Source organism: Maribacter sp. PR1 (assembly GCF_028464145.1).
Lineage (GTDB): Bacteria > Bacteroidota > Bacteroidia > Flavobacteriales > Flavobacteriaceae > Maribacter.
In genome coordinates this window covers 487071-512925 of record NZ_JAQPCG010000003.1, presented here as the reverse complement: position 1 = coordinate 512925, position 25855 = coordinate 487071, and the positions used below count along the sequence as shown (strand labels likewise).

At 40.7% G+C, this 25855-nt stretch carries 28 protein-coding genes; 23 read left to right on the top strand and 5 right to left on the bottom strand.

Going from position 1 to position 25855, the window contains the following annotated elements:
• Window positions 1-140: 140 nt before the first annotated feature.
• The 3 genes from PP182_RS08825 to xerA all read right to left on the bottom strand — a co-directional run bounded on the left by PP182_RS08825 (window position 141) and on the right by xerA (window position 2600).
• Window positions 141-911, bottom strand: coding sequence for a DUF695 domain-containing protein (locus PP182_RS08825; protein ID WP_272650885.1), 771 nt, complete (start codon window positions 909-911; stop codon window positions 141-143).
• Between the two features lie 152 nt (window positions 912-1063).
• Window positions 1064-1411 carry a hypothetical protein gene (locus PP182_RS08820; RefSeq protein ID WP_272650884.1) on the bottom strand — a complete coding sequence of 116 codons (348 nt, stop codon included), beginning with the start codon at window positions 1409-1411 and terminating at the stop codon, window positions 1064-1066.
• A gap of 61 nt (window positions 1412-1472) precedes the next feature.
• Window positions 1473-2600: a site-specific tyrosine recombinase/integron integrase gene (gene xerA, locus PP182_RS08815; RefSeq protein WP_272650883.1), complete on the bottom strand. Its 1128-nt coding sequence runs from the start codon at window positions 2598-2600 to the stop codon at window positions 1473-1475.
• Window positions 2601-2692: 92 nt separating this feature from the next.
• On the opposite strand from xerA, the gene PP182_RS08810 reads away from it, so the two are divergent.
• The gene (locus tag PP182_RS08810; protein ID WP_272650882.1) at window positions 2693-3073 is read left to right on the top strand and encodes a hypothetical protein; all 381 of its coding nucleotides are present in this window, start codon (window positions 2693-2695) and stop codon (window positions 3071-3073) included.
• 838 nt (window positions 3074-3911) lie between these two features.
• The gene (locus PP182_RS21030) at window positions 3912-4088 is read left to right on the top strand and encodes a DUF6747 family protein (protein ID WP_330097984.1); all 177 of its coding nucleotides are present in this window, start codon (window positions 3912-3914) and stop codon (window positions 4086-4088) included.
• A 164-nt stretch (window positions 4089-4252) separates the two neighbouring features.
• Here the strand turns inward: PP182_RS21030 and PP182_RS08805 are convergent, their stop codons facing one another.
• On the bottom strand, window positions 4253-5035 hold the full coding sequence (locus PP182_RS08805) for a hypothetical protein (RefSeq protein WP_272650881.1): 783 nt from the start codon (window positions 5033-5035) through the stop codon (window positions 4253-4255).
• On the bottom strand, window positions 5032-6444 hold the full coding sequence (locus tag PP182_RS08800; RefSeq protein WP_272650880.1) for a tyrosine-type recombinase/integrase: 1413 nt from the start codon (window positions 6442-6444) through the stop codon (window positions 5032-5034). The genes PP182_RS08805 and PP182_RS08800 overlap by 4 nt, the downstream gene beginning before the upstream one ends.
• A 269-nt stretch (window positions 6445-6713) precedes the next feature.
• On the opposite strand from PP182_RS08800, the gene PP182_RS08795 reads away from it, so the two are divergent.
• The 21 genes from PP182_RS08795 (at window position 6714) to PP182_RS08695 (ending at window position 25847) form a co-directional block, all read left to right on the top strand.
• The gene (locus PP182_RS08795; RefSeq protein ID WP_094998965.1) at window positions 6714-7922 is read left to right on the top strand and encodes a site-specific integrase; all 1209 of its coding nucleotides are present in this window, start codon (window positions 6714-6716) and stop codon (window positions 7920-7922) included.
• A 135-nt stretch (window positions 7923-8057) separates the two neighbouring features.
• Window positions 8058-8327: a helix-turn-helix domain-containing protein gene (locus PP182_RS08790; RefSeq protein WP_094998964.1), complete on the top strand. Its 270-nt coding sequence runs from the start codon at window positions 8058-8060 to the stop codon at window positions 8325-8327.
• Between the two features lie 2 nt (window positions 8328-8329).
• The gene (locus PP182_RS08785) at window positions 8330-8623 is read left to right on the top strand and encodes a hypothetical protein (protein WP_094998963.1); all 294 of its coding nucleotides are present in this window, start codon (window positions 8330-8332) and stop codon (window positions 8621-8623) included.
• A gap of 204 nt (window positions 8624-8827) precedes the next feature.
• Window positions 8828-9223: a hypothetical protein gene (locus tag PP182_RS08780; RefSeq protein ID WP_225604828.1), complete on the top strand. Its 396-nt coding sequence runs from the start codon at window positions 8828-8830 to the stop codon at window positions 9221-9223.
• Between the two features lie 118 nt (window positions 9224-9341).
• Window positions 9342-13742: a CusA/CzcA family heavy metal efflux RND transporter gene (locus tag PP182_RS08775; protein WP_094998962.1), complete on the top strand. Its 4401-nt coding sequence runs from the start codon at window positions 9342-9344 to the stop codon at window positions 13740-13742.
• A gap of 18 nt (window positions 13743-13760) precedes the next feature.
• On the top strand, window positions 13761-15002 hold the full coding sequence (locus PP182_RS08770; RefSeq protein WP_094998961.1) for an efflux RND transporter periplasmic adaptor subunit: 1242 nt from the start codon (window positions 13761-13763) through the stop codon (window positions 15000-15002).
• A gap of 114 nt (window positions 15003-15116) precedes the next feature.
• Window positions 15117-15455: a P-II family nitrogen regulator gene (locus PP182_RS08765; protein WP_094998960.1), complete on the top strand. Its 339-nt coding sequence runs from the start codon at window positions 15117-15119 to the stop codon at window positions 15453-15455.
• A gap of 10 nt (window positions 15456-15465) precedes the next feature.
• On the top strand, window positions 15466-15888 hold the full coding sequence (locus PP182_RS08760; RefSeq protein ID WP_094998959.1) for a Fur family transcriptional regulator: 423 nt from the start codon (window positions 15466-15468) through the stop codon (window positions 15886-15888).
• Window positions 15889-15922: 34 nt separating this feature from the next.
• Window positions 15923-16294: an STAS/SEC14 domain-containing protein gene (locus PP182_RS08755; protein WP_094998958.1), complete on the top strand. Its 372-nt coding sequence runs from the start codon at window positions 15923-15925 to the stop codon at window positions 16292-16294.
• Between the two features lie 27 nt (window positions 16295-16321).
• Window positions 16322-16540, top strand: coding sequence for an SHOCT domain-containing protein (locus PP182_RS08750; RefSeq protein ID WP_036383466.1), 219 nt, complete (start codon window positions 16322-16324; stop codon window positions 16538-16540).
• 42 nt (window positions 16541-16582) lie between these two features.
• Window positions 16583-17353: an AlbA family DNA-binding domain-containing protein gene (locus PP182_RS08745; protein WP_094998957.1), complete on the top strand. Its 771-nt coding sequence runs from the start codon at window positions 16583-16585 to the stop codon at window positions 17351-17353.
• A gap of 69 nt (window positions 17354-17422) precedes the next feature.
• Window positions 17423-17782, top strand: coding sequence for an STAS/SEC14 domain-containing protein (locus tag PP182_RS08740; protein ID WP_094998956.1), 360 nt, complete (start codon window positions 17423-17425; stop codon window positions 17780-17782).
• A 50-nt stretch (window positions 17783-17832) separates the two neighbouring features.
• Complete coding sequence (locus PP182_RS08735; protein ID WP_094998955.1) at window positions 17833-18111, top strand: zinc-ribbon domain-containing protein; 279 nt, start codon at window positions 17833-17835, stop codon at window positions 18109-18111.
• Between the two features lie 6 nt (window positions 18112-18117).
• On the top strand, window positions 18118-18660 hold the full coding sequence (locus PP182_RS08730; RefSeq protein WP_094998954.1) for a hypothetical protein: 543 nt from the start codon (window positions 18118-18120) through the stop codon (window positions 18658-18660).
• 15 nt (window positions 18661-18675) lie between these two features.
• Entirely contained in the window at window positions 18676-19566 is an 891-nt protein-coding gene (locus tag PP182_RS08725) for a bestrophin family protein (RefSeq protein ID WP_094998953.1), read from the top strand.
• A gap of 101 nt (window positions 19567-19667) precedes the next feature.
• A complete protein-coding gene (locus PP182_RS08720; RefSeq protein ID WP_094998952.1) occupies window positions 19668-20030 on the top strand; it encodes an STAS/SEC14 domain-containing protein in 363 nt (120 codons plus the stop codon).
• Window positions 20027-21961 carry a heavy metal translocating P-type ATPase gene (locus tag PP182_RS08715; RefSeq protein ID WP_094998951.1) on the top strand — a complete coding sequence of 645 codons (1935 nt, stop codon included), beginning with the start codon at window positions 20027-20029 and terminating at the stop codon, window positions 21959-21961. Before PP182_RS08720 ends, PP182_RS08715 begins: the two co-directional genes overlap by 4 nt.
• 79 nt (window positions 21962-22040) lie before the next feature.
• A complete protein-coding gene (locus tag PP182_RS08710) occupies window positions 22041-24029 on the top strand; it encodes a heavy metal translocating P-type ATPase (protein ID WP_094998950.1) in 1989 nt (662 codons plus the stop codon).
• Window positions 24030-24066: 37 nt separating this feature from the next.
• Window positions 24067-24501, top strand: coding sequence for a Fur family transcriptional regulator (locus tag PP182_RS08705; protein ID WP_094998949.1), 435 nt, complete (start codon window positions 24067-24069; stop codon window positions 24499-24501).
• Between the two features lie 288 nt (window positions 24502-24789).
• The gene (locus PP182_RS08700) at window positions 24790-24999 is read left to right on the top strand and encodes a hypothetical protein (protein WP_272650879.1); all 210 of its coding nucleotides are present in this window, start codon (window positions 24790-24792) and stop codon (window positions 24997-24999) included.
• Between the two features lie 47 nt (window positions 25000-25046).
• Window positions 25047-25847 (top strand): cation transporter, encoded by an 801-nt coding sequence (locus PP182_RS08695; RefSeq protein ID WP_094998947.1) that lies wholly within the window; start codon window positions 25047-25049, stop codon window positions 25845-25847.
• The last annotated feature ends 8 nt before the right edge of the window (window positions 25848-25855 follow it).

Genomic DNA, 25855 nt, shown 5'->3' with positions numbered 1-25855 from the left:
AAGCTAAAGCTTTTGGTTTAGATTTATTTTTTTCTTGTCTAAAGCTAAATCCCCAAGATTTAGCGACATTATAAATATACACAGACCATTCGTTTTAGCCCTGAAGTCCGCATTACGTTTAGGCTTTGTTAGGCATAGTTTTATTCCCGTTCTACTGACGTTTCCCATCCGTCATATTCTCCACCATACTTCTGTGCTACAATTCTCAAATTAGAGGTAATTGGATAAATAGAATTAATATCAACATTATCTATTCTCCAGACCTGTAATTCATAAGGTAGAGTAGTTTCATTATTAATTCCAGCATTTTGAACTTGGAATTTGGATTTAGTTAATTCTTCCTGACATTTATTCATTTCTAATTCATTAGAAAAATATAGCCAATGGTCAACACGCCTTGCCTTAGTTAGTTTGTCTCCTGCCTCTTCCAAATTCCGTAAAACAGATTGGTCGGCCATATAATTTTTAGTTTCTTCATTTGGATATAAAAAATCTCGATAATAAGTCCATTCTTTATCTTCTTTAACATTCAGATAGAATTTATAATTGGGATAATTGTTTTTGTAGAATTTTTCAATTTCTGAAATAATATTTTTGGGCTCCTTAATGTAGAAATACTCCAGCCTTTCATTGTTATACATAAACGAACCGACTAAGATAAATTCTGTTTCCCCTTCTACAATTTCGATTAATTCATCTGCTACTTTATGTAAAAGACTAAAAGTTTCATTTTCAGGGAAACCGTTTTCTTTTGAAGTTTCATATGTCAATCCAGTAACTAAAACATTATCATAACTTTCGATTGGCGTATAATCGATTAAGTCCATTCTCAAAGTTGTTGAACCTGATTTTCCATCTTCATATGTCGCCATATAAGTGTCCCAGCGTTCTTCTGAATTTTGTGCGTTCATTATTGTAGAAGTAAATATAAATATCAGTAATATTTTAAATAGTATTCTCATTTTTTAAATTATGCCTAACGTCTAGTATAAACGACGGGCGAGGCCGTCGGCCGAAGGCTGACGTTTATGCCTTGTTAGCCCTAGTTTTTTTTAAGTACCACTTACTTTTCATAGACAAGCCAATCATCAATGGCCACGCCGTCTTCTATGGTGTCGAGCTGATAATAACCTACTTGTTCCAAGTCCATGAAATGAATCTTATCGGGGTCTTTAATGTAGATTCCAATTTTTGTTCTGATGTGCAGTGTTTGCCATAGAATGTGGTTAAATACAAATACTTGCTCAATCAGTCGAAATATCAAGTTATTTATCCCAAATTCATTCCACTCGTTCTGACTGTCCCTAGTTTCTTCTTCTAAAAGCCGCTTGCAATTTTCTTCAGCTATGGTTGCCAAATCTAATAGTCTGGAGTGTTCGTCTAAAAGAGTATGTAAATCTATTAGTTTCATTAAAATTAGGGCTAACGTAAGGATATAGATCATATGATCTATATATCTTTTATATGTGGAACTAAGATAAGAGATCTTTTATGCCATTGAAGGAGGTTTCCGCCACATGGGTATAAATTTCCGTTGTTTTGGTCGAGCTATGACCTAATAATAGTTGAATGTGCCTTATATCGGTGCCATCTTCCAGAAGGTGGGTAGCAAAGCTATGTCTAAGCATATGGGGCGTTACTTTTTTATAGATACCCGCTCTTTTAGCGGCCATTGAGATCAGTTTTAGCACGCTTGACGCTGTGTAAGGTCTCTGTCTCGGTCCTTCGAAAAGATAATTATTTGGCCTGTATTCCTTGTAATAGTTGCGTAGGTTCTCCAAGAGGGTGGGGCTTAGTACCGTCATTCTATCCTTATTTCCCTTAGCGGCCTTTATAGTGATAAGCATCCTCTTACTATCGATATCCTTCAATTTCAGGTTCAAGAGCTCACTTCTACGAAGACCGGCAGAATATAGAAGGGAAACGATACAACGGTGCTTTAGATTATTGGTGTTCTCTATCAGGCATAGAATTTCACTTTTCGAGAGCACTTTGGGCAATTGTTTTCGTTGGATAGGCCGCTCGATCTCATAGAACCGGTTGGGCATTCCCATAACTACCTCGAAATAGAACTTGATACTGTTCACCGCTTGGTTTAGATAGGAAGTTGAACGTCCTTGCCTAGAAAGCTCCTGTAGATAGTCCCTTATTTCCTTTTCGTTGATTGCATCTGGCCTTATATTATGATAATGGTTGATAAAGACCTCAAAATGGTGCACATAAGTCTTTACGGTATTTTCAGAATATTTTCTTAGTTCCAATTTGTCCAGATATTCGTCCGGGCATCTTTTGAGCCCTTTTTTCAGATTCCTGGTCCTATACCATGAAATGTTCTTGGGTTTTTCTTGATTGAGCCCAGTACTATTTTCAAAAAAATAGTTTCCGTTTATCCAGACCTCTCCACGAAATGTACTGAATAGAATTCCAAGATTGGTTTTGTTGTTCGGGATATGGTACATCCCATATTCCTCGTTCCAGCTTATGCCCGGTAATTTCTCAACAAGTGCCAGAACAACCTTATCCGATTTGAACTGGAGTCCTATATGTTTTATTTCATCGATCAATAAATGCCTCAGTGTAATACTTCTCCCTTTGAACATGATTTTTTTTTTTACAAGATGATTAAAGAAAATGATTTAGCCGTACCTTAAGCGAATAATGTTCGCATAAGGATTCACTTAAGTTTATGGATATGAGATTACAGCATGAATGTCTGTACTGTAAAAAGCAACTTACGGGCAGGACGGATAAGAAATATTGCAACCTGCATTGCAAGAGTGCTTACCAATACCAAAAGGAAAAGGAACGACCGGAACGTTTCTATAATAAAGTGGACAATCAGCTGAAACTGAACCGTAAAATCTTAAAGGAATATAACAAAGGAGGGAAGGTAACGATCAGAAGCAGTGTGTTACTGGAAGTGGGATTCGACCCCAACTTTTTTACTCACTATTGGAAAAATCAAAAAGGGGAGGTGTACCTATTCGTGTACGAATATGGATTTTTAAAAAAAACGGAGAACGGGAAGGAAAAATACGTGTTGGTTACTTGGCAAGATTATATGGACAAATAGAGGGTAAAATTCTAAAAAAATTAAAAATAAAAAGTTACAAATGCTACTCGGGTAGGTACCCGGGTTTTGAGAGGGTTTTGAGAGGGTATTGAAGGGGGTTTAGGAGGGTTATGTCGCGGGTATTTACTTAAAAAGCTAACCCAAAATGCCTAAATAGCCTAAAACTGATGGTAATCAATGGGGTAGTAGCCAACCCTTTATTGCTAAATCAGGGTGCAAGCATAACCCTTAATTGATATTTTGGATTGGATTGGGTTGGGTGCTAACCGGGTAGCATTGTATTTCTGTAAATAAAAACCGGAAATAATTTAATTTAGGTTTAGAAGAGGGTTACCCTTTATCTAAATGTCAAAAACGGTTCATTGTTCGTTTTTTATCAATGCTCAAAAATAGGATGTATGTCTTTTTCGTCCGTACAATTAACACTTTTCAAATCTACGTTAAAATCTATCATGGCCTCCAGGTCATCCGCAAGCCGTAAGATGTTACTTAAAAAGGTACCCTATGGATGAGTTCTTCTAAGAACGTCATGTCATTTCAATGATTTTAAGAATACGGCAAATAGTTGATGAATCCATTGGTATGCTTTAGGGGGCGGCTATATTGGATACAATGTCGACTTAAAACTGAATTGGGTTCACTAAAACCTGAACAGTTTATCCAATAAATTTGATTTTAAGCATAAAATTGTAAATGACCGTTTGTCGATTAACGACCGATTTATTGGATATTCCGAAAGCACATCACACTTCATCAACTCATTTTAGCAATTCGTAGAGAAAGCACTCTTGGTTCTGACAATCTTCTGAAATATGTACAAAATATAAACTCAAATCCTATGAAAACAATTTTACTTTTTAAGGAAATCTATAGTGAAGCATTTAAGAGTATTCAGAATTATATTGTTAAGCACTATTTCAAAGCTTTTACCATTTTTACTATGGTAATGTTTGTTATTGTCCTTTATGCGTTTTTATACAGGTTAAGTACAGGATTCGTGTTTTCTAATATCTAATAATGAACAAAAGGAGTATCAAGAATAACATACTTTTTGCAACGTTATTCTTTTTTATTTGTGCCATAATTGTATTAGTCATAATTATGACCTTTGGCTTATAGGATAATAATTTACATATTTTTTAAGGGCCAAAGCGCTTTTTATTAGCTTAAAACTAAGATTTAATCTTTGCTTCTAAATAAAGTGTCAATCAGGTATTCCTTGGCCTCTTCGTCCGTAGGCATTCTTTTTCTTTTAACCTTTTTCATTAGAGTTTTGGTAATAGTGTCTAGGCCTGGGCTTTCTGGTGTAGCATTTTTGTCAAAAAAAGTGTCTTCTTCAAAGGAAAAATCATGGTTCAGTGCCAAAATCGATTGAAGCGCACCTTCAAATTGTATTATTTCACTTAGGATGGGTATCTGGTAGGGTAGGACCGGGGTGAAATAGCTACCCCTACCCATTAAATAATGGTCAAGGCCAACCCTGTTTTCACTTATCACCCTGTTTTTCAGGGTGTTTTGTTTTATTTCACATTGTTCTAACAGGGTAGCACGGGCAACCCTATCGGTACCCTTTTTCTCTACTTCATACCGTACCATTTTTATTCCCTTTTCAATTATTTCTGTGGCAATGTGCCGGTAATAATACCTGGCAACTTTTATTTTCTCTTGATTTTCTAAACCAAAGGTGATTTCGTTGTAAGGGCTGAGGTATAGAATGCATTCTTCCTCTATATCCTCTCTGTAAATCTCTAAAAGGTAATTGTAGAAGTCAACGACCAAAGCTTTTTTCGGCTCATAAACGGTTTTGGAATTGTCCTTTAATAAATCGGTCTTAGTGTTTAGAGTTAGGGATATGACATTGCTTTTTTTAAAGAGTCTTCTTTTAGAAAAGAGTTTCAGCCTTTCCTCCTCATTCTTTGAGGGTAAATCTATTTTTTCTAGGCGTCCAAAATAATTCATCAAGACTTATCCGTTAGGTTTTTATAATAGTCTGGGTCTAGGTAACCAGAGTAGTCCATGGGAAGCTCCGCATCGATATCCCGTAAATATTTTTCAAGGGCGATGAGTGTAGTGTGACCGGTAATCAACATCAATTTGCTCTTGACTTCCATAGGGGACATACTTTTAGACATTTCCCGATACATCATTCCTATATTAGTATGCCTATAGCTATAAAGTCCATATTCATCTCCAAGTTTAAAAATATCCTTTATTTTTTTAAACCTTCTCGAAAAGTAATTCCGTCTATCCACTTCTTTTAAATTCCAGGGTTCTCCAAAGCCATAAGGTGTAAATAGAAAATGGTCTGGTTGCATTACTGAGAGATCAGGAAGCTTACTCAGCAAAATATCGGGGATAATCTTGATTTTCACTGGTTTATTCTTCGCTCGAATGTATAATTTTTTGTCCGCCTTATCAATATCACTCACACGTAGCCTACATACTTCTACAGGCCTTAGCATATTATAGGATACGAAATATACATATAACAATAATAAGGGGTCGTTCTCCTTCATATACTTCTCCAATCTTTCCAATTGTTCAGGAGTATAGGTCTTATTTCGTTTGGGCTTGGTCTTTAAGACGTTAATTTTTTTGATGAAATTTTCTTCGATGATTTCATTGTTTTCCAAGGTCGTAAAAAGTGAACTAAGACAAGTTCTTCCGTTGTTTCTGTTTCTAGATGAACTGGTGCTGAGCATCGAATTTAGGTACGCTACGATGATTTTCTTGTCAATCTCTCGGATTCCCTTTAAATCTGGCCGTTCCGAGCGCAGCCATTTTTGAAATCTTGTAATATGGTTCTTGAATTTTGGATAGGAATTTGCCGAAAGCGTATTCTTTTTTATTTGAAGACCAAATTCCATTGCTTTATGGATTTCCATTCCATTATCCACTGGTTTTTGAATCTTTGGTTTAGAATTTTTAGAAATGATTGATTTGGCCCTTTCGGACTTGGGTTTTCTCTTTTTTGTTTCGGAATGTTCTTTCTTATGATTGGGTTCTCCCTCTATTTTATGGATGAGCTCAGAATTATCCGAGTAGGGATTGAATCCCATGGCAAGCAGCTGGTGCAAGTTGTTCCGAAGAATGGCAAGGAATTGATAACGTTCTTTTTTGGTCTTGAACTTGTTTGCTCCGCCCTTGATCTGGCCTTGACGTATCATTTTCCCAGTTTCGGGATTTCTGAAGGAATAGTAAACATACCAAGGTTTATCCAACGCATCATTTTGTTCCTTTCTGGACAGGGTGGACCACTTGGATACATCCACTCCTCCTGTATAGATTTTTGGCTCTGAAAAATTCACTTTCATGCGAAAAACGTATGCTTTTTCGTATTCGTTTTGTAAAAGTAGGGAAATCATGGACATAAAAAAACGGTTTGTGAACACACAAACCGTTGATTTTGTTGACTTTGAGCCTTGTAGCGAGAGAGGGACTTGAACCCTCGGCCTCCGGGTTATGAATCCTGAGACATTTGAACCCATTTGGTCTAATATGAATTGATAATCAATTGTTTATGAGTTATTTGACTATTTCTATTTGCTCAATAAAGCCATAAAAATTCAAGAAAAACCACCAAATGTTTTACCTATGTTTTACCTAAAATTTGTATCTTTAGGTAATAAAATTGGGGTTTATGGCTACTATACAATCATTTTTAATGAAAAAACCAAATAGCGCTGGCCTTTTTCCAATCGCTATTCGAATTACCAAAGATAGAAGGTCGTCATATTTATTCACTGGACAGTATATTGAAAGCAAATTTTGGGATGATAAATTTAAACGCGTTAAAAAATCTCATCCCAATTCAAAACGTCTAAATAGTTTAGTCGCAAAGAAGATAGCAGAAGCAAACGACAGATTAATTGACAATGAAAATCAAAACAATTCCCAATCCGCAAAAAAAATAAAGAAAAAGATTATTGGAAAAACCAAAATGGATTTTTTTGAAGCTAGTAAGCTGTTTTTGTCCAATCTCTTAAAACGAAAGAAATTCAATCAGCACTACAATCAAGAAAAAAGACTAGACATTTTCAAAACATTTTTAGGGCGTAAAAAACTTTTTTTTACGGATCTGGACGTTACTCTGTTAAAGGATTTCAAAGCATATCTCTTGTATGATAGAAAGGTTGCTGAAAGGACTGCGATAAATTACCTAATGCTTATTCGAACCATCTATAATTTTGCCAGAAAGGAATATCATGTAGATGATGGCAATTATCCATTTGGTAAAGGTAAAATACAGATCAAATTTCCCGAAAGCGAAAAGATTGGATTGAATAGGGAAGAGGTTCTATTGCTTGAAACGGCTAATAATTTAACAAAAGCACAACTTCATGCCGTCTACGCTTGGCTAACTAGTTTTTACTTTGCAGGTGTTCGTGTCGCCGATCTCATAAAGCTAAAATGGAAAGATTTTAAAGATGGTCGTTTATATTATCGTATGGGGAAGAACAGAAAACTTGTCTCATTGGTCGTTCCAGATAAGGCCAAAGAAATACTAGCATATTTTGCTGCTCAGAAGACAGGAAAGGATGATTTAGTTTTTCCTTTTTTAAAAGGTACCGATTTGAAAGATGAGAAAAGGGTGGCAACCAGAGTTAAGACCATTACCCGTAATCTAAACCGTCGATTGGAAATTGTCGGCGAAAAGCTTGGTATTGAGAAGAAGATATCTATGCATATTGCGCGGCATAGTTTTGGAAATATTTCCGGTGATAAAATACCTATTCAAATGCTCCAAAAATTGTATCGCCATTCTTCGATTACAACTACGGTTAATTATCAATCGAATTTTATGCACAAAGAAACTGATGACGCTTTGGAAAAAGTCATCAATTTCTAAATCGCTAAAGTTCCATACAACCAATAAATCGACCGATGGACTTCTTTACGGGGAACAGATTTCGGAAAATCTTTAAATTACGGGGATAATAGACCCAAAAAATGGGGTAATCCATTTTGGCAAAGAATTAATACAATGCAAGTAGTTTGCCTACAAGAAGAAGCTTTCTATGCCTTATTTGATAAGGTAATCGAACATGTAGAATCCAAAAGAAAAGATAAACCTGACAAATGGATCGATGGGGAAGAGGCAATGTTCCATCTAAAAATAAAGTCTACCACTACTTTGCAAAAGCTTAGGGACGAAGGTAAAATCAGATTTTCCCAACCTCAAAAGAAAGTAATTCTATATGATAGGGATTCTATTAATGAATATATTGAGGCGCACGTTCGTGAAACTTTTTAGCCATGGAAGAAAATATTAAAATTGATGAGGAGTATAAAAAAGCATTTAATCTTGGCTATGAATTGGCGAAAGAGTTAAATCTAACAACTCCGATGTTCAAAAACGTTGCGTCAACCGACGATCACATGAATGCTATGCAAGCAGGAATGATGCAATACTCTAACGAACTAAATAAAAATCTACATAAAGGAAATGTCCGACATCAGGAATCAAATGTAAAACCACAAAATATAGCCATTGTTCAATCAAACAAGAATAATAAGGATATGGGAAAGGGATTAGACTTTTCCAATTGAGAAGACCATTGCTAAATACCCTATATCCTGATATCCTGAATTGAAATATCCTGAATTGAAACATGATGTATCCCAAGGGTAGTTGGAATTGGTAAAAAGGTTATTTCTTAAGTTTTGACGCAAAAGCGTAGACTACCAATTCTTCAGCCTTTCAAGTTTTTGCACAACCTGTGCATCGATTAATTCTTACCTTTGTTGAAATTTATGAAAACACTTTTTTCCATATCAATGTCGCTATTATTCTTTTTTCAGGGAATTAGTATTGATATGGACTTTTGTGGACCCATTAAAGAAATTTCAAGCATCCTAATCCATTACCAAGACCATAAAGTTTATGGTGACTCTTTCCTTGAATATGTAGTTGAAGATTACTTTGGTAACGTAGCAAAAGCTGAAAGGCACCATAATGACTCTGGTAAGCAGAAAACACCAATCCATTCCCATCAGCAATGTTGCCACCCTTTAGTATTAATTATTGCGAACAACAATTCGGCTTTAATTAATCTATTAAAGTTTGAAGGGAAAGAACAGTTTAACTTATATAAAGTAAACTTCACTTCCAGATATTTGGAATCGCTTTTCCAACCACCTAAAGTATAATTCAGTTTTTTTAAGGATAGCTATATCCTTACGTGATGCTTTTCAAAATAAGCATCACATTATAAACGCATTGTATCTCATTGCATTGCGATGTTTAAACTGAATTAATACTTTTACTATGATTAACAAAATCATTTCATTTTCCATTAATAACAAGTTTATTATTGGGCTCTTCATAGTGGCACTGGTAGGTACGGGCATTTGGTCTATGGCCACTATAAATCTGGGTTCTGTCCCCGATATTACCAACAACCAAGTACAGGTTATTACAGTAGCCCCAAATTTAGGTACTGAGGATATTGAACAATTTGTTACCTATCCTGTAGAATTGGCAATGGCCAACCTTCCTGACGTTATCGAGCTGCGTTCGGTATCTCGTTTTGGGCTGTCCGTGGTTACCATTGTTTTTAAGGACGAAGCAGGCACCTATCTTCCCCGGCAATTGGTGCAAGAAAAATTGACCGAAGTCGCCGGGGAAATTCCCGAAGGTTTTGGTACGCCTTTTATGGCACCCATTACTACGGGTCTGGGCGAAATATTCCAATACACTCTAAAGGTAAAAGAAGGTTACGAAGATAAATACGATGCCATGGAGCTTCGTACCATTCAGGATTGGATCGTCAAACGCCAAATGGCATTAGTCCCTGGAGTGGTAGAGGTCAATGCTTTTGGGGGCTATGTGAAACAATATGAAGTTGCCATAAATCCTGATAAACTAAAAAGTTTTGGCATTACAATGAATCAGGTTTTTGAAGCCCTGAAAGTAAACAACGCCAACACGGGCGGTGCCTATATTGAAAAAAACCATCAGGCCAACTTTATCCGTGGCGAGGGGTTGGCCCGTAGCCTTGAAGATTTGAAAAATACAGTGGTTACCACCCAAAACGGAACTCCCGTATTGGTACGGGATATCGCCGAAAAAGTGGGCTATGGCAACCAGGTGCGTTATGGTGCGTTTACCCAAGATGGCCACGAATCCGTGGGAGGTCAGATTTTGATGTTAAAGGGAGAAAGTCCAAGTAATGTGATCAATAATGTAGAAAAACGAATTGACGAGATACAGAAATCGCTTCCCGAGGGCGTTTATATTGAACCGTTCTTAAGCCGTGCCGAACTTATAGCCAGGACCACAAGTACGGTAGAGAAGAACTTGATTGAAGGTTCATTGATTGTGATCTTTGTGCTTGTACTGCTCTTGGGGAGTTTACGTGGCGGATTGATTACCGCTTCGGTAATCCCGTTATCATTACTGTTCGCATTTATCCTGATGAAACAGTTCGGCGTATGGGCAAATTTAATGTCCCTTGGTGCCATCGATTTTGGGATCATCGTGGATGGTGCGGTAATCATTGTGGAAGGTATGGTATTGCATATCCATCAACGGATGAAAAAATCAAAAGCAGCGATAGGTCAGGCCGAAATGGATGAAATGGCATACGAATCTGGAAGTACGATGATGAACTCTGCCTTTTTCGGTCAGCTTATCATCCTTATCGTATTTACACCGATCCTTTTCCTTACTGGAGTTGAAGGAAAGATGTTCCGTCCCATGGCATTTACCTTTGGTTTTGCCGTACTTGGGGCGATTATCCTCTGCCTTACCTACGTACCTATGGTTTCGGCCTTGTTCCTGAAACCTGCAAAAAACCCGGACCATTGGTTCGCCAAATTTGAAAATAGTATCGATAGGTTCAGTGATAAAATCATGGCAGGGTTGAACAAAGCGTATAAGCCATTGCTTTCGTTTGCATTGCGTTTTAAGGCAGGTATTGTTTTAGGGGCAGTTGCTTTACTGGCAATCGCAGGATTTATTTTTAGCACTATGGGCGGGGAGTTTATCCCAAAGCTGGATGAAGGCGATATTGCCATGCAGGCCCTGATAAAACCTGGCAGTAGCCTTACCGAATCCATTGAAGCTTCAAAAAAACTACAAAATCTGGTAAATGAATTTCCCGAAGTGAAGACCATGATCTCGAGGATCGGGGTGGCAGAAATCCCTACCGACCCCATGCCCATGGACATTGCCGATAGTTACATCATCCTTGAAAAGGATAAGAGCAAATGGACCAGTGCGGAGAGCAAGGAAGAACTCATAGAAAAAATAAAGGAAAAGATTTCGGTTATCCCCGGTGTGAACTTTGTGTTTACCCAACCCGTAGAGCTCCGTTTCAATGAACTGTTGACGGGTGTCCGGGAAGATGTTGCCATCAAGATCTATGGTGAGGACCTGGATGTTCTGGCCGAAAAGGCGCAAGAAATGGCGGCAATCATACAAACCGTAGATGGCGCTGGTGATGTACGGGCGGAAGCGACCAGTGGCCTGCCACAGATGACCGTTGTCTATAACCGGGCAAAGATGGCGCAATACGGGGTTACCATTGACAAGCTCAACGATTATGTGAGTGCCGCCTTCGCAGGGGAATCGGCAAGTGTCATATTCGAGGGCGAAAAGCGCTTTGAAGTGGTCATCCGTCTGGCCGAGGCCTATCGAAAGGATATCAACAACCTTAAAAACCTGTACATAGACCTGCCCAGTGGTAACCAAGTGCCCCTAAAGGAATTGGCGGACATCAGCTATAAACCCGGGCCCATGCAAATTTCCAGGGACAATACCTACCGGCGAATCTATGTGGGGGTAAACGTTCGGGGCAGGGATGTCAAGTCCATGGTCGAGGAGGTTCAGCAAAAGCTCGATGCCCAGTTGAAACTGCCCCCGGGCTATTATATAACCTATGGCGGTTCTTTTGAGAACCTTCAAAGGGCGACCGACCGATTAATGATCGTAGTGCCTATTGCACTGTTCCTAATTTTCATATTGCTCTACTTTGCCTTGAGCTCGTTCTCACAGTCGGTAATGATTTATATGGCAGTACCCCTGGCAGCCATTGGTGGCGTGTTTGCCCTTTGGATACGGGGAATGCCATTCAGTATTTCCGCAGGTGTTGGGTTTATCGTGCTCTTTGGGGTAGCGGTATTGAACGGATTGGTACTGATCAACAAATTCAATGATTTAAAAGAAAGTGGTATGACAAATTTAAAAGACAGGATCTACGAGGCAACCCACGAGCGCTTGCGCCCTATATTGCTTACGGCAACGGCGGCCATTATGGGCTTTATCCCAATGGCGATTTCTACTTCCGGTGGTGCAGAAGTGCAGCGACCATTGGCAACCGTCGTTATTGGTGGCTTGATTACGGCAACCTTTTTAACATTGGTGGTAGTCCCGGTACTTTATAGTTGGTTGGAATCCCGTAAGGAGCGTAGAAATAATGGTGACAATACGGGTTATATCAAAAAAAGTCAAGCCATCATTCCAGTTTTATTGTTGGTTGGAGGATTTTTATCATCTGGTAACCTATCGGCCCAAAACAATCCCATCGCTCAAACCTTGACTTTAGATGAAGCTATAGCAATGGCAAGGGAAAATTACCCCACCCTTAAGGAAGGACAAGCGTTCATAGACAGGGAACAGGCCTTGAAGGGCACCAGTTTTGACCTGGGCAGCACGTTTCTATATGCCGGCAGGGAAGACCAAGGCCTGAATCAGGGAAATCTGCGTACCTTCGGGGTACAACAGGGCAACATTGACCTGCTCTCCGGGTTTTCAAAATCCAGGTTCTATAAGGAACGCACCAAGCTGGGCGAGAAATTCTATGACCTTAGTGAGCAGCAGCTGTTACGGGATGTGATGCAGGCCTATTACGAGATTGCCTACAATAAGGCCCGCCTGAAGCTCGCCGAAAGGCTGGACAGCATCTATGCCGATTTTGAAAGTGCGGCCAAATTGAGGTACGATAGCGGTGAGACCGGAAAACTCGCCTATATTTCGGCTACCTCGGAGTACCAACAAATACAGGTATTAAAGCAACAGTCCTATGATGATATCGAGATCGCCAAAAGGGCATTGAAGCAATATCTGGGAATCGATGGTTCCATTGATACGATGGATGGGCCTTATGGGATCATAAACCCAATATCGGTTGTAGACACTTTGGATATAAGCAATAACCCGTTGCTGCAGTTCGACCTTCAGAACGCAGCAGTGGGCAAAGCGAACGTAAAGGTCGAAAAATCCCAGTTCCTGCCAAAGTTCAGCCTGAGCTATGACAATCTCAAGTATAATGATGTTACGGGGTTCAATGCCTATCAGGCGGGCATCAGCATCCCTTTGTGGTTCCTTCCGCAAAAAAATAGGGTAAGGGCGGCCAAGGCAGATGCCATGGTGGCCGAAAACCAGTATTTGACACAAAAGGCGACCACCGAGAGCCTGGTCTCCCAACTGTACAAAGCCCAGGACAAAACGTTGAAGTCGTTGAGGTACTATGAAGAAGCGGCACTGCCACTGGCAGAGGAACAGTTGACCACTGCCGAACTGGCAAACAAGGAAGGTGAGATAGACTACATTAGCTATATCACCATCCTCAACAGTGCCATCAACATCAAAATAAACCATTTGGATTTCATCAACCAATATAACCAACAGGCCATTGAGATACAATATCAATTGGGCAATCTATAATCTTAAAAAGAAAGAAAAATGAAGAATATACTATTAGTTAGTACCGTATTATTGACACTTATGTTTCTGAGCTGTAACGATGCCCCAAAATCCGAGCTTGGGCATAACGAAACTGAAGGCGTATCAAAAACCGAAGCACCTGGAGAAGATGCGCATGGCGAAGAAGGCCACGAAGGGGAAGAAGGGGAAGAAGGTGTTGTAGCAATCTCAAAACAACAGGCCGAAACCATCGGTCTGGAAACGAAACCTCTGGAGGAACGTAATTTAGGGAACAACATTAAGGTAACAGGAACACTCGAACTCTTCCCACAGGACAGGGCAAACATTAGTCCCTTTATTGGTGGAAATGTTAGCTCGATCAAGGTAGTACCGGGCAACATTGTGCGCAAGGGACAGGTGTTGGCCTATATAGAACACCCGGATATCATCGCCATGCAACAGGAATACCAGGAAAAGAATGACGAACTGGTATTTTTAAAGCAGGATTTTGAGCGCAAAAAGACCCTCTATGACAAAGGGGTTTCCTCTGGCAAGGAATTCCAAATGGCGCAATCCAAATTTCGTTCCACCACTTCCAGTGTAAACGGCCTAAAGTCCAAACTACGCTTGTTGGGACTGGACCCTTCCAAAGTGGCCGAAGGGGAGATCTATTCTGCCATCCCCATTATTACGCCCATTAGTGGCTATGTGGGCGAAGTAATGGTAAGCCTGGGCGATTATGTGGCCCCACAATCCAAAATGTTCTCGATAAGCGATAATTCAAAAATCTATGTCAATTTCAAAGTATATGAAAAGGACATCAAGCAGGTCAAGGAAGGGCAACAGATATATTTTTCAACAGCCTCAAAACCTAATGAATTGTTAAAGGCCACCGTGCGTTCCATAGGCCAGACGTTTGAGAGCGATCCCAAGGCCATAGAGGTATTGGCAGATATTGAAAATAAGGACAAAGACCTTTTGCCCGGAATGTATGTGGAGGGAAGAATCGTGCAAGGAGAAAAATCAGGCTTTGCTGTTCCCGAGGAAGCCATTGTCCAGGAAGGTGAACAGTCTTATATCTTCATCGTGGATGAGGATGAAGAACCTGTTGAAAATAAAATGAAATATAAACGCATCCCCGTGAGTACGGGGGTCAACGATCTGGGCTTTGTAGAAGTTAACCTGCCTGCAGGAACACCCGAAAATATCAAAATAGTAACAAATGGAGCCTATACCCTTTCTTCGGAAATGGTTAAAGGCGAATTGGAGCACGGACATTAATTCTCTAAAAATCAAAGGTTTTGATTCCGGGTTTGTTTATCGTCTTAATTGGTTAGTTAAAAATTAGAAAACAGGCTCGGTTCAAAATCGATTAAAAATTTAAAAATTTTAAAAATGAAAGAAATAAAAGCATTTGTAAAACCGAACAGGATACAAAGGGTCATCGAAGCCCTTAGCGATAACGGTTTTAAAAGTATGACGCTCTCACAAGCAGAGGGCACCGGGGCGTTCAAGGCAAAAGGAGCAAGACCCTCCCTTGATTTTAATATTACCGATAGCCCGGTGGTAAAAGTGGAGTTGGTATGCCAAAATGAGGAAGCACAAGCGGCAATCGATATTATTACGGAAAACGGTAAAACGCCCGACCCAGGGGACGGTATCATCTATTTATCGGATATAGAGGATGCCTTCCAGATCAAAACAGGAAAATCCCTTAAACGCTACGATCTGTAATCCTTTTAAAATGGAAAAAATTGTCAAAAAACTGGAAAGCAAGGGAATACGGCCCACACCGATGCGACTGTTGACCTATAAAAAGTTACTGCAAAGCGAGGTAGCCATCAGTTTGGGAGAGCTAGAGAATTTTTTCGAGATATCCGAAAGGAGCACCCTTTTCCGGACGATGAAAACATTTGAGGAAAAAGGCATCGTACATCAGATAGAGGATGGTACGGGCATTATGAAATATGCGCTCTGTGAGGAAGACTGTGAATGTGAGGTGGGCAACGACCTGCACCTGCATTTTCATTGCACTAGGTGCAACGAGACCGTTTGTTTGACCGACCGTAAAATCCCGCAGGTAAACCTGCCCCAAGGATATATGGCAGAGGATATCAATCTGGTCGTAACGGGAGTATGCAATAAATGCAATGGCAATTTGGAGTAACCTTTAAGGACAATAATATCAAAAGAATACGACGATGATAGCAATCTATAAAAAAGACCAAATCTTATATACCATCGCAGATCAAGAGCTGGATGCCGATGATGGGGCGACCTTAGTCAAGGCCCTGAATGAACATTTGAAAAGCAATGAACTGGCCGCTTGGTATATGGAAATGGAGCCTCGCAAAAAAGGAGTGAAGAAAAGCAGCGGTGAGAGGTTGGATATTTCCTTTCCCGAAGAAGCACGGCTTAAGAAAATAGCCTTGGTGGGCGAAAAAACATGGCAAGAACGGTTTACCGAATCGCTATTGCCGTTTAGTGAAGCCCACATAAAATATTTCGGACCTGAAGATGGAAACATGGCCAACAACTGGCTCGAACAAACAAGCAATAGCAATAGTAACTGAAACATGAATCTTTAAATCTAGAAAATTATGATGGACGATTGGTATTTTGGGGGAATGCACTGGATATGGTGGGGGTTATGGATAATCCTCATCTTCTGGATATTCCTGATTCCCTACCCCACACCGGGACAGAAAAACAGAAAGGACAGGGCAATGGAAGCCCTGAGGGAGCGGTACGCCCGCGGCGAAATCGACGAAGAGGAGTTTGAGAAACGCAAGACGTTCCTGTTAAAGGACAAAAAATAACAGTGTTTTGCTTTTGACCGAACGACCATAACACCGTTATCTATGCAAAGAAGAAAAATAGGGATATGGCTTTTGGCAGGCTTTGCCTTTGGGGTCTTTATACTGCAACCCTTGGGCCTATCCCTTTTTCTCTTTGACCGGTCGGGCGATTCCGGTCACTGGCCAAGCTATCTTGGCGAGGCTTTTGAAACCGTATGGGGTTTTACCGATGTTGACCAAGTCCTTAAAAACCTGTTGTTCGGAATATTGGGAAGCAGCCTTGCCTTGATGGTCTTTTTCAGAAAAAAGATTTTTCAACTGAACAGGAAACGGATGGATGGGCAAACCCTGCTGGAACTCATTAAAAAAGGCGAGAATGATTTGGTGGAGTTCAAATCAAGTCTGCGATGGGATTTACGTCAATCCAAAGTGAATAAACAGTTGGAATTTGTAATTATCAAGACCATAGCGGGTTTTATGAACACCAACGGTGGTAATTTGCTTATAGGAGTAGACGATAACGGCAACATCCTCGGTCTAAACCAGGATTTTGACACCTTGAAAAAACCTGACACAGATGGTTTTGAGCAATACCTGATGCAGTTGGTATCTCTGAAAGTGGGTGCCCATTTGTGTATGGCAGTAAATGTATCTTTTTACAGATATGGAGAAAATGACGTGTGCTACATAGAAATAGCCCCGGCCAAAATACCGGTCTATCTAAGTCAGGACGGGAGGTCACGGTTTTATATACGCACAGGCAATGCCACGCACGAACTCGATTTGCCCGAAGCCATCTTGTACTTAGGAAAAGAGAAGGCACTTTATAATTAAAAAAAGTAAGTGTAAAGCCAATGGATATTTGCACTTACAATGCACTAATAATAATATTAATTTTAAAAGATGTTACAGATTACAGACATAAAGAGCGAAAATGTGGTTACCACAAAGGCTAGCGGTAAACTCAACCAGTACGACTTTGAAAAAATACATCCGCTTATCCATAGTATTCTTGAAAAAGGATTAAAGGTTCGGTGGTATTTTGAGATGAACGATTTTCAAGGCTGGCATATAGATGGGCTATGGAAAGATTTCTCTAAAGATGTTGACCACGAAAAGGAGTATGAAAAAATAGCATTGGTCGGCGAAAAAAAGTGGCGAAAGTGGGCCACCCAATTTATGAAACCATTTTGCAATGCCGAAATCAAATATTTTGGTTCAGACCAAAAACAGGAAGCCAAAATATGGATTGAAAGTGACTGATGACAGGTATTGGCTGGTTAATAAAAGAATAAACTAAAAGATATATTGATATGGGATTTTTAAAACATTTATTTCGAGGCTTTCAAAACGGAGGCCATCATTCCCGTGGGCATCACAATAAACGCGGTTATGGCTATAGGGAAGATAGTTCAGATGCAAAGGTTATGATTCGTTGCACAGCCTGTGGTGAGAAAAATGATGAAAATGCAGCCTTTTGTAAAAAGTGCGGTTCACCTTTAGGCAAGTCCAACTGCAGCAATTGTAACGAGAGTGTGCCAGTCGAAGCAAAATTTTGTCCTAATTGCGGTACTGAACGCATCAATAAATAACAACCGATGAAGTACTATATATTGATAATTCTATTTTTTGGTATTCTCAATGCGAACGCCCAAAAAATTTACAGGACCGAAGAAGGCCACGTTGAGATGATGGCAAGGGTCGATAGTGTACCCTTTAAGGCAGAAAGCCACAAACTGGCCTTATATCTCGACTATGATTCCAAAGTGGTCAGTGGGGTACTCGACCTTAAAACGCTATCGACCAACAACCCTGAAATCAAAGCTATGCTGGCAGGGGAGGAAGACCCCTTAATGCTTCGGTTTACCGGTACGGTGCCTTCTGTTGATTTTTTGTCAAAACGGCACGACCCTATCGACTTTAATTGGCTGATAGATGTTACTTATCAAGGAAAAGCCTTTAAATCACAATTTAAAGCAACCATTACACATATTGAACAAGGCGTAAGTATGTCGTGTTTGATAAGTGCCAGAGGACAGGTTTTGGTGGCTGATACAGGCTTGGATTCCATCATAAAAGGTATAGATGATACCATAGAAGTGCAGTTTGCACAAATGGTTTTAAAATTGGACAACCAGTAATTTAACAAATAAAAAATGCTCTTAAATAAACGGATATCCATCTGGTCCTTTCTTAAATATATTAAATATGACATTTTATTTATTGTGTTTTATGCCATAACTATGGGTATTTTAGACCAATTCGGTTTTCTAAGTAAAATTTCGATACCTATAGCCGTTACAGGGGTTTTCGGGACTGCTGTGGCACTACTGTTAGGTTTCAGGACCAATCAAGCCTATGAACGCTGGTGGGAAGCCCGTATTATTTGGGGCGCCATTGTCAACGACTCTCGTACTTTGGTACGACAGGGCATAACCTTTTATGACCGGCAGGATAGTCAGTATGAATTTAGGATTAAAGAAATAGTTTTACGACAAATTGTGTGGTGCTATGCACTGGGTGAGTCCTTAAGGAAAGTGGACTTTTCCCCTAAGGTAGCTGGCTATTTAAAAATTCAGGACATTAATGACCAAAATGTTCCCAATGCTATACTATTAAAGCATTCAGAAGCATTGGCAATTGCAAAAAAGGAAAACCAAGTGAACGACTATCAGCAAGTACAGATAGATAGTACAATCGCTAGGTTATGCGATTCAATGGGCAAATGCGAAAGGATTAAAAACACGGTATTCCCCAAGGCACATAGCCTGTTGATCCACCTCATCATTTATGTATTTGCCACAATGCTTCCATTCGGCCTGTCTGATAATTACCTCTCTGTGGAAATTGGGCTTACCGTCGCTATCCCTATCATCTTTATAGCCATTGAGAAAACATCAATTTTAATGCAGGATCCGTTTGAAAACAACCCAATGGACACACCAATGACCGATTTGGCCCAAACTATAGAAATTAATCTAAAGGAGATGACAGGTGATGATGACATCCCCGAGAAAAAGAAACCTGAAACATATTACGTTTTATAATAATAAGGTGTAACCTGAATTAACGCTAATAGCCGGATTGGAGGGCTGCTTTGCTGAGCTTGACGGCGAAGCTTCAATAGAACAATTTAAAATTTATGAATATGTTACAGATCTTAAATTTAAAGCAAGAGAACCTTGTTGCCGCTAAAATCAGCGGAAAACTTACGGAAAAGGATATGGAAAAGATACATCCGCTCATCCACAACATCATTGAAAAAGGCCATAAAGTGGATTTCTATTTTGAAATGGAAGATTTTGAAGGCTATACCCTTAAAGGCTTTTGGGAAGACCTAAAGATTGATTCGGCACACTTGGGAGATTATGGCAAGATGGCTTTTGTGGGCAACAAAAAATGGCAGGAATGGGCCGCGAAGGCAACTGATTTTTTCATAAAGTCTGAAGTTAAATTTTTTGATATTAAAAATAAAGAGCAGGCAATGACCTGGGTCTCAACAAAAGGATGAAAAAGAAAAAACTACAGCTACGGGAGCTAAAAGGGAAACAGTCCACTGTAATTTCAGCAAGCGAAAAAAAGCTCAAAACCTATTTACCGGCAATTTTCAGCTTTGTGATGCTCATAGTTGGTATTGCCATTGACTATTTCGATGCCTTTCCTTTCTTTAAGGGATGGGTCAGGATTGTGTGGTACACGGTGGCTTACATCCCTGTTGGCTTTCCCGTCATCAAGGAGGGATGGGAAAGTATTAAAAATGGCGATTTCTTTACAGAATTTTTCCTGATGTCCATCGCAACCTTGGGAGCATTTGCCATAGGCGAATATCCAGAGGGTGTTGCCGTGATGTTGTTCTATGCCGTGGGCGAACTGTTCCAAAATGCTGCCGTAAACCGTGCCAAAGGAAACATTAGGGCGCTTCTGGATGCACGACCGGACGAGGCATTGGTCTATCGTAATGGGGACTTCGTTTCCGTCAATCCCGAAACGGTCAATATTGGCGAGAAGATACAGGTACGGGTGGGCGAAAAAATCCCGTTGGATGGCAAACTGTTATCAAACAAAGCATCGCTCAATACAGCTGCCATTACTGGCGAAAGCAAACCCGACACCATAACACAGAACGAAAAAGTCTTTGCGGGAAGCATCAATCTCGACGGTGTCATCGAAGTAGAAACCACCAAGAAATTCAAGGACAGTTCCATCGCCCGTATTCTGGAGATGGTACAGAATGCCACGGCCCGGAAATCGAAGACCGAATTATTTATCAGGAAGTTTGCACGGATTTATACGCCTATCGTGGTTTTCCTTGCTATCGCGCTCACTTTGTTACCATACTTTTTTGTCGATGAATATGTGTTTAGGGATTGGCTATACCGAGCTTTAATTTTCTTGGTGATTTCCTGCCCTTGTGCCTTGGTCATTTCCATTCCACTGGGCTATTTCGGCGGTCTGGGTGCGGCATCGCGCAACGGAATCCTGTTCAAAGGTGCATCCTTTCTCGATGCAATGACCAAAGTGAATACTGTGGTGATGGACAAAACCGGAACCGTTACCAAAGGGGTCTTTAAGATTAAGGAAGTGATAAATACATCCGCTTTTGCGGAAGTGGAATTTATGAAATACCTGATGGCGATGGAAGAACAATCTACTCACCCCATTGCAAAGGCAATTCTGGAATACAAGGCGGACGGTACTGATTTTAAGGCATCCGAAGTTTCTGAAGTTGCCGGTAAGGGATTAAAAGGCACGGTCAACCATAAGCAGGTCTTGGTCGGCAACAAAGCATTGATGACTTCCAATAGTGTTGATATTCCCCCTGAAACCGATGTGATAGTCGAATCTATAGTGATGGTCGCCATCGATGGAAAATTCGCAGGCTATGTGACCATTGCCGATGAACTTAAGGAAGACGCACATCACACCATTCAACAGATTCGGGAGGCCGGAATAGCTAAAATCATAATGCTCTCAGGAGACAAGGATTCCATAACCCAACAAGTTGCCAAGGAACTGAATATTGATTGGGCCAAAGGCGGCTTGCTACCCGAAGATAAGCTCAACGAGGTCGAAAAGCTCAAGGAACAACCTGAATCCACGGTAGCATTTATGGGCGACGGCATCAACGATGCACCCGTGCTTGCAGCCAGTGATGTGGGTATTGCAATGGGTGGTTTGGGCAGCGATGTGGCCATAGAGACCGCAGACGTTATCATCCAGACCGACCAGCCGAGCAGGATGGCCCGAGGAATCCAAATTGGACGCTCAACACGCCGTATCGTATGGCAAAATATTGGTCTTGCTTTTGGGGTAAAAGGGATTTTTCTCATTTTGGGTGCCATCGGTTTGGCTACGATGTGGGAGGCTGTGTTTGCCGATGTAGGTGTTTCGTTCGTTGCCATTCTCAATGCAATACGTTTGCAAAAAATGAATTGGAAATAGCAAAAATGTTAACCTTTAACAAATTACAAGCCCAAAACTGGATTAAATCTTAATTAACAATAACAAAACCATTAATAATATGAAAGACAAGGAAAAACACAGCAAAGGCGATGGCCACAATCACGACCACGGCGGCATCTTCGGCAAAAACACGGAGCTCTATTTTGCAATTTTAAGTGGGGTCACACTAATTACAGGTTTCCTGTTGGAAAAATATACAGGGGTTTCAGCTAACATCCCTTTTGGGCTCTATATTGCAGCCTATTTTTTTGGAGGTTATTTTACCCTAAAGGAGGCCATTACCAAAGTGTCCAAAGGCGAATTTGAAATCGATTTCCTGATGCTGGTCGCAGCTGCAGGAGCCGCCTATTTGGGCGAATGGGCAGAAGGTGCCTTGTTGCTCTTCCTTTTCAGTCTGGGTCACGCACTGGAAAACTACGCAATGGGCAAGGCAAAAAAGTCCATTGCAGCGTTAACAGACCTTGCGCCTAAAACCGCACTATTAAAGAAGGATGACGATACCGTTGAAGTCGGTATAGAAGAGTTACAGATAGGTGATACTATCGTGGTACGCCCCAACAGTAAAATATCTGCTGATGGTGTTATTGTAAAGGGCAATAGTAGTATAGACCAGTCACCCATTACCGGGGAAAGCGTTCCGGTGGACAAAACACCAATAGAAAATCCCGATAAGGAATATACAGCAAAAAGCGATATTCCCGACGAGAACCGTGTTTTTTCAGGAACCATCAATGGCAACAACACCCTCGAAATAAAGGTGATTAAAGAGGCAAAAGATTCTACCCTCAACCGCTTGGTCACTATGGTTCAAGAGGCCCAGGACCAAAAATCGCCCACACAATTATTGACCGACAAGTTTGAGCGGTACTACGTGCCATCGGTAATCTTATTGGTCATACTATTGAATTTTGCTTTCCTGGTCATTGATGAAACGTGGAATGAAAGCCTGTACCGTTCCCTGGCGGTACTTGTGGCAGCCAGTCCTTGTGCCTTGGCTATATCTACGCCATCTGCTGTATTGAGTGGTGTGGCAAGAGCAGCACGAGGCGGGGTTTTGATAAAAGGCGGTCGCCCCTTGGAAGACTTAGGGGTACTTACCGCTCTCGCTTTTGACAAAACGGGAACACTTACCGAAGGAAAACCAAAACTTACCGATGTCGAAAGTTTTGGCAACATAGATAAAAATGAACTGTTGGAAATTGCTATTGCGGTTGAGGAACTGAGCGACCATCCCCTGGCAAAGGCAGTTGTAAGGGATGGGATGGAGCGGCTTGGGAAGGACACCAAGATTCCGGATGCCGATGATTTGGAGGCCGTACAGGGCAAGGGCATAAAGGCAAACTATCAAGGGAATTCCATTTACATAGGCAATCTTGAGCTTTTTGAGGATATTGATAAAGGTGTTCCCAGCGATGTATCAGAAAAGGTAAGAGCACTTGAAGGGGAAGGAAAGACCACGATGCTAATAAAAAGGGGCGATGAATTTATAGGGATGCTCGGGCTGATGGACACCCCACGGGAAAAAGCCAAGGAAACCCTGGCCCAACTAAAGGAAATAGGCATCAAGAAAATGATAATGCTTACGGGCGACAACCAGAAAGTGGCCGACGCTGTAGCCGAGGAAATCGGGTTGACCGAAGCACGCGGAAGCCTGCTTCCCGAAGAAAAAGTGGAGGCCATCAAAAAACTTGCGGAACAGGAAAATAAACTGGCAATGGTGGGCGATGGTGTTAATGATGCACCTGCTATGGCAAACAGTACCGTTGGTATTGCAATGGGTGCAGCGGGAAGCGACGTGGCTTTAGAGACAGCAGATATAGCGCTGATGGCCGATAAACTGGAAACCCTACCCTTTGCCATTGGTTTGAGCAGAAAAGCAAAAGCTATTATCAGGCAAAACTTATGGGTAAGTTTGGGGGTTGTAGCCTTTTTAATCCCTGCGACCATAATGAGCTGGGCAAGTATCGGCATAGCCGTGGCGGTTCACGAAGGCTCTACGTTGGTAGTGGTGGTCAATGCATTGAGCTTGCTCGCCTATAGGAAATAAATGTAATAAAGGAGATTGCTTTTGAATCAAGCTTAAAATGACCAAAACGGAAAAAATATTGTCAAATCACGGTATTCGCCCTACTCAAATGAGGTCCAAGATATACAGGTATCTGAGGAGGAAGCAAAGTGCCGTGTCCTTTTCCGATTTAAAAAAGGTCTTTGCCGAAAAGAGCGAAACCAATAAAACAGCAAACAGAACGACCTTTTATCGCAACCTTAAGATTTTTGAGGATAAAGGACTAATTCATCAGATTAATGATGGTACGGGCGTAGCAAAATTTGCGATTTCTGATGAAAATACAAAAAGTAAATACGGTACGGATTTACATCTGCATTTTCATTGTACCGAATGTAAGAAAACAATCTGTTTGCCAAATAAAATACCGGAAGAAAATTTACCAAGTGATTATAAAATAAACGATGTCAACTTGGTATTAAAAGGGATATGCGTGAAATGTAAGGAAAAATAACAGGTGGGAGTTCCAGAACTTTGAACCCTTGCGCCTAAGAGTCAAGTTCAAGGTTCTTCCACCTTATTTAACCAAAAAAAATACAACTATAGAAAAATATGATATAACAATTATTGGTTTGTGTTTTGGCGATAATGGAATTCAGGGCAGCGGCAGAGGATATCGCACGGATGCCGCATGGGCATCCCGCATTTTCAGAAACCTTTAAGGAAGCCTTTCTGGCCGCTACCGAAGATAGGGCATTGCATATATAAATATTGGGGCAAGTAATACCATATAAAATATAAGATGATGAAGAAAATTCAGAAGCTAACCCAAGAAATCAACGAATTGACAGTAAGGATAGAACAAGAATATCCCGAACTCTATCGGTATTTGGATGAGAATCCCATAACGATTTCCGTAGATGATGAAGCAAAACCGACTTATAATTCGTTCGTCGATTATTTGGAAAGCTTAAAATCGATTTTGGAAAAATATATGGAATCCCACAAATAAGTAAAGATTTAAAACACCAACCGTAGAATTTAATACAGATTATTTAAATGTCCGATATAAATAAAAGCACTTTTAAGGTAAGTCAAATGGATTGCCCTTCCGAAGAACAGATGATAAGGATGAAACTGGAGTCAAACCCTCAAATCAAATATTTGGACTTTGACATTCCGAATAGAAGGTTGGAAGTGTACCATCAGGGGAATGCCCAAGAAGTAAACAAGGCACTGGGCGAATTGAAGCTGGGAGAAAAACTCTTGGGAACGGAGAAGGCGGAAACACCTATTTCCGAGGACGAGACCAAACAAAAGAAGATACTCTGGTGGGTCTTGTACATCAATTTTGGGTTTTTCGTTATCGAAATGACCACGGGTTGGATTTCTTCCTCGATGGGTCTAATTGCCGATTCACTGGATATGCTGGCCGATTCCATTGTGTACGCATTGAGCCTTTTTGCCGTAGGCGGCGCTATTTCCAGAAAAAAGAAAGTGGCGAAATTCAGTGGCTATTTTCAGATGGCGTTGGCCCTTCTGGGATTTTCGGAAGTCGTGAGAAGGTTTTTGAGTAGTAGCGAAACCCCTTTGTTCCAATGGATGATTATCGTTTCCATTTTCGCCCTTATCGGCAACCTCGTTTCCCTATGGTTGATAAACAAGGCCAAAAGCAAGGAAGCGCATATGCAGGCAAGTGCCATCTTTACCTCAAACGACATTATTGTGAACGGCGGGGTAATACTGGCAGGGGTGCTGGTTTATTTTTTAGACAGTAAATGGCCCGATTTGGTCATAGGCGGTATTGTATTTGCCTTTGTGATGCGAGGAGCCATTAGAATTTTAAAATTGTCCAAATAACGTATTGG